The sequence below is a fragment of the Rhodococcus sp. NPDC003318 genome (genome assembly GCF_042879035.1).
In the GTDB taxonomy this organism is placed as follows: domain Bacteria; phylum Actinomycetota; class Actinomycetes; order Mycobacteriales; family Mycobacteriaceae; genus Rhodococcus_G.
Genome location: NZ_JBIAOU010000004.1, coordinates 70277 through 84212, shown reverse-complemented (window position 1 = coordinate 84212; position 13936 = coordinate 70277). Strand labels below are relative to the sequence as shown.

Sequence of the window (13936 nt, the reverse complement as noted above, 5' to 3'; positions counted from 1 at the left end):
GGTGTGGCAGTCCCACTACCGAACTCGCGCTCAGGTGGGCAGCGCCTGCATGTCGTCGACGTGGGGCAGGGCCGCCGCCAACGACCCGACCAGCGGGCGGTAGCCGGGCGCATCGGCCCGCGGATTGAGCCAGACGACCCGGTGGGCGCGGCGGTGCAGTCGCGCCGTCACGGCGGCGAGCGACTCGGGCGGGTCGCTGTCCCAGCCGTCGGAGACGATCACCACGATCGCCCCGCGCAGGGTGCGGCCGTGGTGCGAGGCGAGCAGCGCGCGCAGGCTGCCCGCGATGTGCGTGCCGCCGAACCGGTCGGTGACCGTCGCGTTGGCGTGCGCGAGCGCAGCGTCGGCGGAGCGGTGCGCGAGGACCGCGGTGAGGCGGGTCAGGGCGGTGGAGAACGCGAACACCTCGATCCGCGTGCGGTGGCGGAGCGCGGCCGCGCGCATCAGGTGCAGGCAGTCGTCGACGAACGGCAACATGGACCGACTGACGTCGCAGACCACGACCACCCGGCGCGGCCGCACCACCGGGCGGGTACGCACGATCCGCATCGGTTCCCACCCCGTCCTCCGGGACCGGGCGATGGTCTCGCGCAACGCGATCCGGCGCCCCGACGGATGCGGTCGGGAGCGTCGGGTGCGACGCCGGCCCTCGACGATGCCGTCCAGCCAGGACAACTGGGCCCGCACTCGCTCGTCGTCGAACGGCGCGAACGGTCGGGTGCCCGAAGCACTTCCGGCGCTCGGCCGCGGATCCGGGACGGTGTCCGACCGTTCCCGCTCCGGCGCGCCGCCGATCCGGGCCACGAGCGCGGCCGGCGTCCCCGGCGCCGCCGAGCCACCGTGTCCGCGGGCACGCCTCGTCGTACCCTGCGGGGTCGGAGCGGGCTGCGCGCGACGACCTTCGAGGGCGAGCGGTGCGGCGCGACGACCGAACACCTCCGCGAACACCGCGTCGAACCCGGCGATGTCGGCGTGTCTGCGTACCAGCGTCAACCGCGCCGCCCAGTACAGCCGGTCGGTCGTGGTGGGCGGCAGGACGTCGACGGCCCGCGCGAACTCCGCCGCCGCGGAGTGCGACACCTCGACGCCGGCGCCGCGCAGGCGTACGCAGAACGCGACCGCCAGCGCCGCGACATCGGTCACCGCCGGCGTTGCCATCGCCGCAGGGCGAACACGACCGCGGCACCGGAGATGAACGCGGCCACGGCGGGGAGCAGACGCCGCAGCAGGCTCGGTCCGGCCAGGCTCATCAGGTTGATCGGTTCCGGCTCCGGACCCGGTTCGGACTGCGGCGCAGTGGCAGCGGCGTCGGCGTCTTCGTCTGCGTCGGACACCACCGCGAGGGCGGGTGGGGCAGCGAGCTTCGCGGCGAGCGCATCGGTGAACTGCCCCATCAGCTTCTGCGAGACCTGCCCGATCACACCGCTGCCGAACTGTGCGAGCTTGCCGACGATCCGCATGTCGGTGTTCACGCTCGCCGCCGTCGATCCGTCCCGTTCGTCGAGCGCGACGGTGATCGTCGCCGACGCGTTGCCCGCGCCGCGGGTGTCCTTCCCGCTGGCCTCGATCACCGCCCGGTGCGCGGCGTCGTCCTTGTCCCGCAGCACCGCCCGGCCGGCGAACTCACCGGTCACCGGGCCGACCTTCACGGTGACCGTGCCCAGGTAGGCATCGCCGTCGCGGCCGGTGAGCCGGGCCCCCGGCAGCAACGCGGCCACGCTCTCGAGGTCGGTCAGTTCCGACCAGGCGGTGCCGATCGGTGCGTCGACAGTGAACTCGTGGGTGAACTTCATCGCCTCTGTCCTTCCTCTCGATCCGGCTGCCCGGTCTCGCTTCGTCGAAGCAGCGCGAGCACCGCCGCGTGATCGTCCGGGGTCTTCGCGATCGCGCCGACACTCGCGACGGCTCGGTCGAGCTCCGGGGGACGGGCGAGGTCGGTGACGCCGAGTGCGGCGAGCGCCGCCACCCAGTCGACGGCCTCCGCCACACCGGGTGGCTTGTCGAGGTCGAGGCCGCGGACGTCGCCGACGAACCGCACCACCGACCCGATCAGTGCGGTGTTCGCGGCCGGGACGAGGCGCCGCAGGATCGCCGTGGCGCGGTCCGCACTCGGATAGTCGATCCAGTGGTAGAGGCAGCGCCGACGCAGGGCGTCGTGGAGGTCGCGGCTGCGGTTCGAGGTCAGCACCACTCGCGGTGGCGTCGCGGCGACGAACGTACCCAGTTCCGGCACCGTCACCGACCACTCACCGAGGAACTCGAGCAGCAGGGCCTCGAATTCGTCGTCCGCCCGGTCGATCTCGTCGACGAGCAGCACCGGCGGTGGTCCCGAGCGGTGCCGGACACAACGCAGCACCGGCCGTTCGAGGAGGTACTCCTCGGTGAACAGGTCGTCGGCACGCAGCGGTGCCGTCCGATCCTGCGCCAGCCGGATCGCGAGCATCTGGCGTTGGAAGTTCCAGTCGTACAGCGCCTCCGCCGCACCGAGACCCTCGAAGCACTGCAGCCGGACCAGTTCGGTCCCGAGCACCGCGGCGAGCGCCTTCGCCGCGGTCGTCTTCCCGACACCCGGCTCCCCCTCGAGCAGCAGGGGGCGCCCCAGTTCGGTGGCGAGGTAGATCGCCGACGCGGTGCCCTCGTCGAGCAGGTAGTCCTGCGCGTCGAACCGGGCGGTCACCTCGGCGACGTCGGTGAAGGCACGGCCGGACGCGGCGGAGTCGCCCGCCGCCTCCCGACTCTGCAACTCCCGGTAGTCCTCCCACGTGTCGACGTCGATCGGGACCGTCGCCTCGACCGGGACCTCGACGACGGGGACGCGCCCGGACCCGAGCAGTCGCCACACGCCCTTGTCGCCGTGCAGGGTGCGCAGCTCGTCGAAGACGCCGCGTCCGACGAAGATCGGGTGGCCGCGGCCGTCGAGGTACCGGCACACCGCGGCACCGTCGACGGGAGCGCAGCGGACCAGATCCGCGACGGACTTCGGATCGACTCCCGGCTGGTCGCCGAGGAACAGGACGACACCGACGGACTCCGGGTCGACGGCGTCCAACGCTCGGGCGATGGACGACGCGCAACCGGTGCCGAAGTCCGGATTGCGGACCACGGCAACTCCGCTGAGGTCGACGACCTTCTCGACCTGCTCCGCGGCACCGCCGAGCGCGACGATCACCTGATCGAGCCCGCAGGTCCGCACGACGCTCAGCACCGCCCCGAGCAGGGTGCCGCCCCGATAGTCGAGGAGTTGTTTCGGTGTGCCCAATCTCCTCGACGCTCCCGCCGCCAACACGATTCCGGTGACGCTCACCGCGCGTGCTCCCGGACGTACCGGTCGCGGCATCCCGGGCCGCAGAACCACACGGTGACGCCGTCGACGTCGGCCGCGACCGCGTCGGGTCCGGGGACGACCGACATCCCGCAGACCGGATCGATCGACGACGTGGGCTCGGCCGGCACCGGCCGGTGCGACACGTTCCGGGTTTCCCGGACGATCTCGGCGAGGACGGCCAGCGCGATCTCGGCGGGTGTGCGGGCGCCGATCGGCAGGCCGGCCGGGGTGTGGATCCGGGACCGCTCGGCGACGTCCAGATCGAGCCGGCCCAGGACGTCGGCACCGCGGATCGTGCTGGCCACCAGACCGATGTACCCGGCGCCGGAGTCGAGGGCGGCGCGGATCCGGGCGGGCTCGTCGCCACCGAGGGAGGCGATCACGACCACCTCCGCATCCGCGGCCGAGGGCTCGGGCTCGGCCCGGGTGACCTCGAAGCCGAGGGGTCCGGCCAGCTCGGTCAGCGCGTCGGCGATCGGGTTGTCTCCCGCCACGACCAGCCGCGGGGGTGGGAGCGTCGGCTGCAGGAAGATCTCCAGCGCTCCGCCGGACAGGCAGGGGTTGACCACCACGCGGGCGCCGGGCACGTCGGGGAAGTCCGGTGCACCGTCCGGGAGCACCCGCAGCAACACCGGCTCGCCCTCCCGCAGCGCCTCGATCGCCGCCTCCCGCACCGAGTTCCGCGCACATTGTCCGCCCACGAAACCGTCGATGGTGCCGTCGCCGAGGACGACACCCTCGTCGCCCGTCCGGGCCGACGTCGGGGACTCGGCGCGGACCACCGTCGCGTGCACGAACGGCTGGCGGCGCGCCACCAGGTCGGCGATCCGGGCGTCCGTCCGCATGTGCGCTCTCCTAGATGGGTGGTGTCGCCCTGCCCTGCATCGCCTCCCACACCCGCGAGGGTGTCAGCGGCATGTCCGCGTGCCGGACGCCGTACGGCGCCAACGCGTCCACGACAGCGTTGACGACCGCGGGCGGCGACCCCACCGTCGCCGACTCGCCGATCCCCTTGGCGCCGATCGGATGGTGCGGCGAGGGCGTCACCGTGAACCCGGTCTCGAAGTGCGGCACCTCCAGCGCAGTCGGGATCAGGTAGTCCATGAACGACCCGCCGAGGCAGTTGCCGTCCTCGTCGAACGCGACGATCTCCATCAGCGCCATGCCGATCCCGTCGGCCAGACCGCCGTGCACCTGCCCCTCGATGATCATCGGGTTGATCCGGGTGCCGCAGTCGTCGACGGCGAGGAACCGGCGCACCGTCACCTCCGCCGTCCCGGGATCGACGTCGACGACACAGAAGTAGGCTCCGTACGGATAGGTGAGGTTCTCCGGGTTGTAACAGATCCGGTCCTCGAGACCGCCCTCGATCCCCTCCGGCAGGTCGCCCGCCCCGTGCGCGCGCATCGCGATGTCGGCGATGGTGACGGACGCGGTCGGATCGCCGGCGACATGGAAGCTGCCCTTCGTCCACTCCAGGTCGGCGACGGACACCTCGAGCATGCCGGACGCGATGATCCGCGCCTTGTCCCGGACCTTGCGCGCGACCAGCGCCGCCGCCGCACCGGACACCGGCGTCGACCGGCTGCCGTAGGTCCCGAGCCCGAACGGGGTGTTGTCGGTGTCGCCGTGCACCACGTCGATGTCGTCGGGTGCGATGCCGAGTTCCTCGGCGACGATCTGCGCGAACGTCGTCTCGTGGCCCTGCCCCTGGCTCTGCACGGACAACCGCAGCACGGCCTTGCCCGTCGGGTGCACCCGGAGTTCGCAGCCGTCCGCCATGCCGAGCCCGAGGATGTCCATGTCCTTGCGTGGCCCGGCGCCGACGGCTTCGGTGAAGAAGGCCATCCCGATGCCCATCAGCTCACCGCGTTCGCGCCGCTCGGCCTGCTCACGACGCAGCTCGGCGTAGCCGATGGTCTCCATGGCCTTGCGCATGGTGGTCTCGTAGTCCCCGGAGTCGTACACCCATCCGGTCTTCGACGTGTACGGGAACTGATCCGGACGCAACAGGTTTCGCAGCCGGAGTTCGGCGGGATCCATCTTCAGGTCGAAGGCGAGGCAGTCGACCAGCCGCTCGATCAGGTACACCGCCTCGGTGATCCGGAACGAGCACGCGTAGGCGACGCCGCCCGGGGCCTTGTTGGTGTAGACGGCGGTCATCGAGCAGTACGCGGCCTCGAGGTCGTAGCTTCCGGTGAACACCCCGAAGAACCCGGCGGGGTACTTCACCGGGGCGGCGGTGCCGTTGAACGCACCGTGGTCGGCCAGGACGCGGGTGCGGACGGCGAGGATCCTGCCGTCGCGGGTCGCGGCGATCTCGCCGTCCATGATGTAGTCCCGCGCGAACCCCGTGCTGATCAGGTTCTCGCTGCGGTCCTCCATCCACTTGACCGGGTGGCCGGTGACCAGGGATGCGACGATCGCGCACACGTAGCCCGGGTAGATGGGCACCTTGTTCCCGAATCCGCCGCCGATGTCCGGGGACACGACGCGGATCTTGTGCTCGGGCAGCCCCGCGACGAGCGCGTAGAGGGTGCGGTGGGCATGCGGCGCCTGGGAGGTCGACCACAGCGTGAGTCTGCCGTCGACGGCGTCGTAGTCCGCGACGGCGCCACAGGTCTCCATCGGAGCGGGATGCACTCGGGGATAGACGATCTCCTGCCGCGCGATCACGTCCGCCTTCGCGAACACCGCGTCGGTGGCGTCCGCGTCACCGGCCTCCCAGTCGAAGACGTGGTTGTCGGCCTTGCCCTCGAGATCGGTGCGGATGACCGGCGCGTCCGGGTCCAGCGCGTGACGCGCGTCGACGACCGGGTCGAGGATGTCGTACTCGACGTCGATCAGCGCCAGCGCATCCCGCGCCGAATACCGGTCCTCGGCGACCACGCAGGCCACCTCCTGGCCCTGGAACCGCACCTTGTCGGTGGCCAGGACCGCCTGGACGTCGTTCGACAGGGTCGGCATCCATGCCAGTCCCTGCGCGGCCAGGTCGGCGCCGGTGATGACGGCCTTGACCTTCGGATGCGCCTGCGCCGCAGCGGTGTCGATGCCGACGATCCGCGCGTGCGCGACGGGCGAGCGCAGGATCGCCAGGTGCAGCATCCCCGGCAGCACGATGTCGTCGACGAAGTGGCCCCGCCCCCGGATGAATCGCGGATCCTCCTTCCGGAGCATCCGGCCGTACCCGATCGGTTTGGTGTCGTTGTCGATGTGGTCCGCGTCGGGTGGCCGGTCGACCGTGGTCATGATCCACTTCCGATGTGTTCGCTGGTACGTGACGCCTCGGAGGGCGAGGGCGTCGATTCCGGCTGTGCCGCAGCCGGTCCGGTGTGCTGCTCGGGTTCCGGTGCCCGCTCGGAACCCTCCTCGTGCTCGGCCGCCCACAACACCGACCGGACGATGGTGGTGTAGCCGGTGCATCGGCAGATCTGCCCCGAGATCGCCTCCCGCACGGCGCGTTCGTCGGGGTGCGGGGTGCGGTCGAGCAGTGCCCGCGCCGTCATCATCATCCCGGGCGTGCAGAATCCGCACTGCAGCCCGTGGCATTCCATGAACCCCTGCTGGACCGGGTCGAGCGTGCCGTCCCGTTCGAGCCCCTCGACCGTGCGGATCCGGTGGCCGTCGGCCATCACGGCGAGCACGGTGCACGACTTGACCGGTTCGTCGTCCATCAGCACCACACAGGTGCCGCAGTTGCTGGTGTCGCAACCCCAGTGGGTCCCGGTCAGCCGCAACACGTCTCGCAGGAAGTGCACGAGCAGCAACCGCGGCTCGACATCCGCCGAAACCTCGTCTCCGTTGACGGTCATCGTGACCTGCATGTCGTCCGTCCTTCCGTGTCCGGTTCCCGCGCCCGCCGGTCAGTGCACGCGGCCCGCCGCGGTGAGCAGGGTGCGGCGAGTCAGTTCCTTGGCGAGGTGCCGCTTGTAGTCGGCGCTGCCCCGCTGGTCGGTGAGCGGCTCGCAGTGGCGTGACGCGAGGTCACCGGCATACGTCGCGACCTCCTCGGTACAGGGCTTGCCGACGAGGAACTGGTACACCTCGTCGAACCCGGCCGGGTCCGCGTCGACCGCGGTGAGTCCGATCCGCGCCCGCACCACCACCGGCCCGTCCAGCCACAGGGCGGCCCCGGCACCGGCGATGGCCCAGTCCCCGGTCCGCCGTTCGACTTTCGCGTACGCATTGGAGCCGTGGTCGCGGAAGGGGATCCGGATCTCGGTGAGTATCTCGTTCGGCGCGGCGGCGGTCTCGTACGGCCCGACGTGGAAGTCCGCGATCGGGACGGTGCGCTCCCCGGAGGGCCCGCGCAGCACGCACGTCGCGTCCAGGACCTGACACACGGTGGTCAGGTCCTCGGCCGGGTCGGCCTGGCACAGCGACCCTCCGATCGTGCCGCGGTTGCGCACGGCCGGGTCGGCGATCACCCGCTCGGCGTCCCGGAAGATCGGCCACAGCGCCGCCAGCTCGGCGGATTCGAGCAGTTGCCGGTGGCGGACCATCGCGCCGATCCTCGCCCCGGCCGGGTCCACGGTGATCCGCCCGAGCTCCCGGTGCAGCGGGTTGATGTCGATCAACCACTCGGGCGCGGCCAGCCGCAGTTTCATCATCGGCAGCAGGCTGTGTCCGCCGGCCACCACCCTGGCCCGGTCGCCGTACCGGTCCAGCAACCCGATCGCGTCGTCGACGCTGGCCGCTCTCTGGTATTCGAAAGGCCCTGGCACCTGCATCGGATCCACCTCGCTCGACCGCCCCATTCAGCGTCTGCCGGTCCGGCGGCGGTGTCAACACCCGGCCGGCGGGGTCAGTCGTGATGGATGCGTCCGCCGATGTCGCTCAGCCGCCGACCCTGCCCACCCCACCGCAACTCGATGATCTCCGCCGCGATCGCCACTGCCGTCTCCTCCGGTGTCCGGGCGCCGATGTCCAGACCCACCGGACTCGACAGCCGGGCGAGCTCGACCTCGGTCAGCCCGACCTCCCGCAGCCGGGCGAGCCGGTCCAGGTGCGTGCGCCGAGATCCCATCGCGCCGACGTATCCGACCTCCGGCAGCCGCAGCGCCACCTCCAGCAGCGGTACGTCGAACTTCGGGTCGTGGGTGAGCACGCAGATGACGGTGTCGCGGTCGAGGGCCCCGGCGTCGGCCTCCGCGCGGAGGTAGCGGTGCGGCCAGTCGACCACCACCTCGTCCGCGGTCGGGAACCGGGTGGCCGTGGCGAACACCGGACGCGCATCGCACACCGTCACCCGGTAGCCGAGGAAGGAACCCTGACGCGCGAGCGCCGCGGCGAAGTCGATCGCCCCGAAGACGAGCATCCGCGGGCGCGGCGCGAACGAGGCGACGAACACCCCCATCCCCTCGCCGCGGCGCTGCCCGTCCGGCCCGTACCCGAGCACCGCGGTCCGCCCGGCCGCCAGCAGTCCGCGCGCGTCGTCGGCGACGGCGCCGTCGGCCCGCGCCGACCCCACGCTGCCCGCGATGCGATCCGGGCGCACGATCAGGCGCCGGCCGAGGAGGGTGGCGTCCGGGTGCTCGATCACCGTGGCGACGGCAACCCGGCGCCGGGCGTCGATGTCGGCGGCGACGCCGGCCAGTTCGGGGAAGGTCGCCTCCGACACCGGCTCGATCCAGATGTCGATGATCCCGCCGCAGGTCAGCCCGACCGCGAACGCGTCGTCGTCGGTGACCCCGTAGCGTTCGAGAACCGGCGTCCCGGTGGCGACCACGTCGCGGGCCAGGTCGTAGACGGCGCCCTCGACGCAGCCTCCGGACACCGACCCCGCAACCGAGCCGTCCGGCGCGACGACCATCGCCGCGCCCGGCTGCCGGGGGGCCGAGCGGAACGTGCGCACGACGGTGCCGACCCCAGCGGTGGCACCGGTCCGCCAGATGGCGAGAAGTTCGGCGAGCACGTCCCGCATCGTCGGCTCAATCGGCAGAACCGGGAATCGGCACGTCGACGACCTTGCCGCGGTCGACACTCACCCAGTCGCGAGCCGCCAGGTACGGGCGGAAGCTGTCGCGGATCAGCTGCGAGTCGGCCGCACCCTTCGGGCGCTGGATCTCGTACACGGTGGGAAACTCGAGCAGACCGGTGACCAGTTCCCACAGCCGGACCGCGAATGCGCCCTCGGGTGGGTCGACCAGAACCGGACCGAACAGCGGCCGGTCGCCCGGGAAGAACAGTGTCGGCACCCCGAAGCCGCCCGCGTCGACGACCCGGCGGTGATCGGCCCGAACGTCGTCGTGGGTGGTGGGGTCGGCGATCGCCTCGTCGAGCACCCGGGGGTCGACGCCGATCTCCGCCAGCATCCGTCGGGCGGTCTCCGGCTGGTGCGGCTTCTCACCGTCCGCGTGCAGTCCTCGGCCGATCCGCTCGTACCAGGCGTCGAGCAACGCCATGTCGATGCGACGGAGCGCGGCGCCGATCCGCATCAGCGACCATCCGTACGACCACTCCCGCTCCCACGGGTGCTTCTTGCCGTCGGCTCGGTTGATCTCCTCGAGGCTGAAGAATCGCCAGTTCACCGTCAGGTCGGTGCGGTCGCGAACCTCCCGGATCCACAGCGACGTCCGGTAGGCGAAGGGGCACATCGGGTCGAAGTGGAAGTCAACGGTGCTCACCCCTCGCACGCTACGCCGCTCCGGCGGCTCCGGTGTCAGGTGGCGTCGAGGTCGATCGGCGGCTTCTCGCCGTCGGCGAGCGGGGTCGACGCGGGACGCGCGGACGGACCGTTCGCACCGGTGCTCGGCTTCTTGTCGTCGAAGTTGCCGGTGAAGATCGAGTCGTCACCGTCGAGCAGATGCTTGGTGATCGCGGCGCGCGGTGTCATCCCGCGCAGCTGGCTCAGGTCGGACAGCGGCTTGCGCAGGTCCTCGAACTCGGGACCGAGCTCGTCCTTGAGTTGCTGGGAGGCGCCACTCGCGTAGTCGCGGACCTGACGCAGGGACTTCGAGACCCACGCGACGGCGCCGGGAAGACGCTCGGGACCGAGGATCACGAGCGCCGCGACGAGCAGGACCATGAACTCGCCCCAGCCGATGTTGCCAAACACCGCATCAGCCTACGTGCCCGCGCCGATCCGCGCCGCCACCGGTGGCGAATTCACCGAAATTCCACAGGATCGACCCGCACCGTCACCGGGTCAGTCCGACACCGGGGTGACCTGCACCTCGACCTCGCGTCCCGCGCGGACGAGCTTCACGGGCACCGGCTTCCCGACCTCGGTCTGGTGCACGGCCACCACGAGTTCGTCCGCCCCGCCGACGTCGCGGTCGCCGACCTTGACGATGACGTCGCCCTCGACGATGCCCGCCTGCTCGGCCGGACCACCCACAGTGACGTTGGCGACCTGCGCCCCGCTGGTCTGTTCGTTGGTCACGGACCGCGCGTTCACGCCGATCTCCGAGTGGTGCATCTCGCCGGTGCGGATCAGTTCCCGAGCGACCCGGGTCACGTCGTCGACGCCGATGGCGAACCCGAGACCCACCGATCCGCCGGACTCGCTGCGGATCGCGGAGTTGATCCCCACGACGCGCCCCTCGTCGTCGACCAGCGGTCCGCCGGAGTTGCCGGGGTTGATCGCGGCGTCCGTCTGGACCGCGTCGATGACGGCGTCGGTGTCGGTGCCCTCACCGGTGAGCCGCACCGGACGGTGCAGTGCGCTGATGATTCCGCTGGTCACGGTCTTGCTCAGCCCGAGCGGCGAGCCGACCGCCACCACGTCCTCGCCGACCTGCAGGTCCGCGGACCTGCCCAGCTCCGCGACCGTCAGGTTGCCGATGTCGTCGACCTTCAGCACGGCGAGGTCGGTCTTGGTGTCGCGTCCGACGATGCGGGCGGACGCACGTGTGCCGTCGGAGAACACCACCTGCAGGGTGGCCCGCTCCGGGTCGGCGGCTGCCATCGAGATCACGTGGTTGTTGGTCACGATGTAGCCCGCGCCGTCGATGACGACACCCGATCCGGTGCCGGACTGGTCGCCGAGTGCGACCTGGATCGACACCACCGACGGCAGCACCGCCTCGGCGACCTTCGCGACCTGCCCGGCTTCGCGGTCGCCGCCGTCGGACTGGGTGAGTTCGACCTTCTGACTGGTCAGGGCCCCGACGCTCTCGGCGGTCAACCGGCCCACCATGCCGCCGGCCAGTCCGATCACGAGGGCGACCGCACCGAGGGCGGCCAACGCGCGCGGAGCGACACGGTCACCGAGCAGGACGTCGCGGACACCGAGCTTCTCCGCGGGCGGCAGGGACGGTTCCGGCGGTGTGTCCACCGCGGCGGCGCCGAGGTGCACCGCGGCGCCCGGGTCCCGCCACGGGTCGGCGGGTGCGGCCGGCTCGGGCTCACCGGTGTCGAGCTGCTCGGGTCCGCGCTGAATGATCTGCGTCTCGCCCTCCGGCCGGCCGAACGCCTCGGCCAGCACCGGGTCGGGTGGCCGCACCGTCAGGGCGGGTGCGGTGTCGGCGCGCGTGGGAGCGAAGGAATCGGTGACGCCGTCGGGGCGGGAGAACGCCGCCGCCGACACGGGGTCGACGGTCGGTCGGTACAGGGGCCGCGGCTCCAGTCGCGGTGGGGACGCGTCCCCCTCGTTGGCGTCAGTCACGGAGCCCAGTATCGCCGACGACCGACGGTGTCGGTGTCACCGACGCCGGCGCCAGGTCGTCAGGGAGTAGGAGGCGGCGCGGGCCGAGAACATGGACCGGAGGCCGGTGCCGTTGCCGTCGGCGGTGCCGTCGGATGCGGGCTGGCAGGTGGGGATCTGGCGCAGGACACCGAGCAGCGAGCTGGGCATGCTGATCTCGCCGGACTGCCGCAGGGCGCCGCGCGCGTGCTGCTGGGCGTCGACGGCGGCGGCGCACTCGGCGCACACGGACAGGTGCTGCGCGGCCCGCAGGTAGGCGTTCATCTGCAGTTCGCCGTCGACGTAGGCGGCCACCGCCTCGCTGGCCAGATGTTCGGTCGAACCGAACTGGCGAGGCCTCGGGACCTGCGTCATCCGCTCCTCCTGCACACTCACGAGACTGCCTTCTTCCCTGCCTGCACCACGCGGCCTGCGCCGAGTTCCCTGGCCGCCTGGGTGGCGGTCAGGTGATCGCGCAGTGCCTGACGACCGCGGTGGATCCGGCTGCGCACGGTTCCGAGCTTGACGCCCAGTGTGGCACCGATCTCCTCGTAGGACAGACCTTCGACGTCACACAGTACGACTGCGGCGCGGAACTCGGGCGCGAGGGAGTCGAGAGCGGCCTGCAGGTCGGGGTCCAGGCGGGCGTCGTGGAACACCTGCTCCGGGTTCGGGGTCGGTGAGGGCACCCGCTCGTAGTCCTCGGGCAACGCCTCCATCCTGATCCGGTTACGGCGCCGCACCATGTCGAGGAAGAGGTTGGTCGTGATGCGGTGCAGCCACCCCTCGAAGGTGCCCGCCTGGTAGTTGGACAGCGACCGGAACACCCGGATGAAGGTGTCCTGGGTGAGATCCTCCGCGTCCTGCGCATTACCGGCCAGGCGGTAGGCCAGCCGGTAGACGCGGTCGCCGTGCTCGCGGACGAGTTCGTCCCAGGACGGCATGGTGGACTGGTCTCCGCTGGCGTCGAAAGCAGCCGTGCCGGTGACGGCGTCGATCGCCGCGGTGCCGGTCGTGGCCACCTCGGCGACCTCGGGGTCGATATCGGACGGGGCGTTGACCATCGAGATGGGATGAACCTCCTGCTCGGGACAGCTGGAAGCGGGTGCGCGGGCGTCGCGCTGCGTAACAGGTCAACTCCCGGTGTGTCCGGTTTGTTCCCGCACGCCGTTTCCGAGGCGGTCTGCTGATCTCGTGACGGGTCCACCCTCGCCGATCCGCGTGTGGGCGACGTGTGAGCAACCTGAGCGACACCTGAGAATGTCGGTCCGGCGGTCCGATCCGCCGGCGTTGGGGTGCGCTCCCGGGCACGCCCGGGACGCGACAGCGATAACCTCGTGGTCGTGCACACCAACGGCGACCAGATGCTGGCCCACACCGAGGACTCCGTCCTGGAGGACGACGTGCTCGTTTCCGCACGTGAGCGGGCCGAGGACCTCGGTGCCGACCCCATACCGCCGTCCGTCGGAGCGCTGCTGAGCCTGTTCACCCAGATGCTCGGCGCCCGGACCGTCGTCGAGATCGGTACCGGTGCCGGCGTCAGCGGCCTGTGGCTGCTCGACGGCATGCGGCCCGACGGCGTGCTGACCACCATCGACCCCGAACCCGAACACCAGCGGGCGGCGAAGGAGGCGTTCCGGTCCGCGGCGATCGCGCCCGGCCGGACGCGGCTGATCAACGGCTGGGGTCTCGACGTCCTGCCCCGGCTCGCGGACAGCGCCTACGACCTGGTGTTCGTCGACACCTCACCGGACGACCATCCGCACTACGTCGAGCAGGGGGTGCGCCTGCTGCGCCCCGGCGGCGTGATCGTCCTGCACAACGCGCTCCTCGGTGGCCGGGTCGCCGATCCGGCGGCGCGGGACGCGACGACGCTCGCGGTGCGGGCGGCGGCGCGCGCGATCGCCGAGGACGACCGGCTCACGAAGGTGCTGCTTCCGATCGGGGACGGCCTGCTCTGCGCCTCCCGGGGTTGATCCCCACCC

The 13936-nt window shown here is 71.5% G+C and carries 14 protein-coding genes and 1 pseudogene; 1 reads left to right on the top strand and 14 read right to left on the bottom strand.

The features are described from left to right. Positions 1 to 30 precede the first annotated feature (30 nt). The 14 genes and pseudogenes from ACFYVR_RS09825 to sigE form a co-directional block, all read right to left on the bottom strand. Positions 31 to 1158 (bottom strand): VWA domain-containing protein, encoded by a 1128-nt coding sequence (locus ACFYVR_RS09825; protein WP_387472204.1) that lies wholly within the window; start codon positions 1156 to 1158, stop codon positions 31 to 33. Further along, positions 1140 to 1793, bottom strand: coding sequence for an SRPBCC family protein (locus ACFYVR_RS09820; protein ID WP_387472201.1), 654 nt, complete (start codon positions 1791 to 1793; stop codon positions 1140 to 1142). The genes ACFYVR_RS09825 and ACFYVR_RS09820 overlap by 19 nt, the downstream gene beginning before the upstream one ends. Beyond that, the gene (locus ACFYVR_RS09815; RefSeq protein WP_387472689.1) at positions 1790 to 2743 is read right to left on the bottom strand and encodes an AAA family ATPase; all 954 of its coding nucleotides are present in this window, start codon (positions 2741 to 2743) and stop codon (positions 1790 to 1792) included. The genes ACFYVR_RS09820 and ACFYVR_RS09815 overlap by 4 nt, the downstream gene beginning before the upstream one ends. Before the next feature lie 90 nt (positions 2744 to 2833). Beyond that, positions 2834 to 3337: pseudogene (locus tag ACFYVR_RS09810) on the bottom strand (NTP transferase domain-containing protein); the annotation flags it as partial. After that, positions 3301 to 4170, bottom strand: a complete 870-nt coding sequence (locus ACFYVR_RS09805; protein ID WP_387472199.1) for an XdhC family protein — start codon at positions 4168 to 4170, stop codon at positions 3301 to 3303. The pseudogene ACFYVR_RS09810 and the gene ACFYVR_RS09805, both read right to left, overlap by 37 nt. A gap of 10 nt (positions 4171 to 4180) precedes the next feature. Continuing rightward, the gene (locus ACFYVR_RS09800; protein WP_387472196.1) at positions 4181 to 6574 is read right to left on the bottom strand and encodes an aerobic carbon-monoxide dehydrogenase large subunit; all 2394 of its coding nucleotides are present in this window, start codon (positions 6572 to 6574) and stop codon (positions 4181 to 4183) included. Then, positions 6571 to 7149, bottom strand: coding sequence for a (2Fe-2S)-binding protein (locus ACFYVR_RS09795; protein ID WP_387472194.1), 579 nt, complete (start codon positions 7147 to 7149; stop codon positions 6571 to 6573). Before ACFYVR_RS09795 ends, ACFYVR_RS09800 begins: the two co-directional genes overlap by 4 nt. Before the next feature lie 39 nt (positions 7150 to 7188). Next, on the bottom strand, positions 7189 to 8055 hold the full coding sequence (locus ACFYVR_RS09790) for an FAD binding domain-containing protein (RefSeq protein ID WP_387472192.1): 867 nt from the start codon (positions 8053 to 8055) through the stop codon (positions 7189 to 7191). A 74-nt stretch (positions 8056 to 8129) separates the two neighbouring features. Then, positions 8130 to 9248: an XdhC family protein gene (locus tag ACFYVR_RS09785; protein ID WP_387472190.1), complete on the bottom strand. Its 1119-nt coding sequence runs from the start codon at positions 9246 to 9248 to the stop codon at positions 8130 to 8132. 7 nt (positions 9249 to 9255) lie between these two features. Beyond that, entirely contained in the window at positions 9256 to 9951 is a 696-nt protein-coding gene (locus ACFYVR_RS09780; RefSeq protein ID WP_387472188.1) for a DsbA family protein, read from the bottom strand. Positions 9952 to 9986: 35 nt separating this feature from the next. Next, a complete protein-coding gene (gene tatB / locus ACFYVR_RS09775; RefSeq protein WP_387472186.1) occupies positions 9987 to 10382 on the bottom strand; it encodes a Sec-independent protein translocase protein TatB in 396 nt (131 codons plus the stop codon). Positions 10383 to 10472: 90 nt separating this feature from the next. Continuing rightward, positions 10473 to 11942 carry a trypsin-like peptidase domain-containing protein gene (locus ACFYVR_RS09770; protein ID WP_387472687.1) on the bottom strand — a complete coding sequence of 490 codons (1470 nt, stop codon included), beginning with the start codon at positions 11940 to 11942 and terminating at the stop codon, positions 10473 to 10475. Between the two features lie 27 nt (positions 11943 to 11969). Then, on the bottom strand, positions 11970 to 12326 hold the full coding sequence (locus ACFYVR_RS09765; RefSeq protein WP_387472685.1) for an RNA polymerase subunit sigma-70: 357 nt from the start codon (positions 12324 to 12326) through the stop codon (positions 11970 to 11972). 17 nt (positions 12327 to 12343) lie between these two features. Next, positions 12344 to 13015 carry an RNA polymerase sigma factor SigE gene (gene sigE, locus ACFYVR_RS09760; protein WP_387472184.1) on the bottom strand — a complete coding sequence of 224 codons (672 nt, stop codon included), beginning with the start codon at positions 13013 to 13015 and terminating at the stop codon, positions 12344 to 12346. A gap of 300 nt (positions 13016 to 13315) precedes the next feature. Between sigE and ACFYVR_RS09755 the strand changes: the two genes are divergently transcribed. Beyond that, positions 13316 to 13927, top strand: a complete 612-nt coding sequence (locus ACFYVR_RS09755; RefSeq protein ID WP_387472683.1) for an O-methyltransferase — start codon at positions 13316 to 13318, stop codon at positions 13925 to 13927. Positions 13928 to 13936: the final 9 nt, after the last annotated feature.

What these genes read in the sequence shown, in the direction of transcription:
- ACFYVR_RS09805 (WP_387472199.1), bottom strand. Translation starts at nt 4,170, where the DNA reads ATGCGGACGGACGCCCGGATCGCCGACCTGGTGGCGCGCCGCCAGCCG.
- ACFYVR_RS09795 (WP_387472194.1), bottom strand. Translation starts at nt 7,149, where the DNA reads ATGCAGGTCACGATGACCGTCAACGGAGACGAGGTTTCGGCGGATGTC.
- ACFYVR_RS09755 (WP_387472683.1), top strand. Translation starts at nt 13,316, where the DNA reads ATGCTGGCCCACACCGAGGACTCCGTCCTGGAGGACGACGTGCTCGTT.
- ACFYVR_RS09765 (WP_387472685.1), bottom strand. Translation starts at nt 12,326, where the DNA reads ATGACGCAGGTCCCGAGGCCTCGCCAGTTCGGTTCGACCGAACATCTG.
- sigE (WP_387472184.1), bottom strand. Translation starts at nt 13,015, where the DNA reads ATGGTCAACGCCCCGTCCGATATCGACCCCGAGGTCGCCGAGGTGGCC.
- ACFYVR_RS09825 (WP_387472204.1), bottom strand. Translation starts at nt 1,158, where the DNA reads ATGGCAACGCCGGCGGTGACCGATGTCGCGGCGCTGGCGGTCGCGTTC.
- ACFYVR_RS09800 (WP_387472196.1), bottom strand. Translation starts at nt 6,574, where the DNA reads ATGACCACGGTCGACCGGCCACCCGACGCGGACCACATCGACAACGAC.
- ACFYVR_RS09790 (WP_387472192.1), bottom strand. Translation starts at nt 8,055, where the DNA reads ATGCAGGTGCCAGGGCCTTTCGAATACCAGAGAGCGGCCAGCGTCGAC.
- ACFYVR_RS09785 (WP_387472190.1), bottom strand. Translation starts at nt 9,248, where the DNA reads ATGCGGGACGTGCTCGCCGAACTTCTCGCCATCTGGCGGACCGGTGCC.
- ACFYVR_RS09820 (WP_387472201.1), bottom strand. Translation starts at nt 1,793, where the DNA reads ATGAAGTTCACCCACGAGTTCACTGTCGACGCACCGATCGGCACCGCC.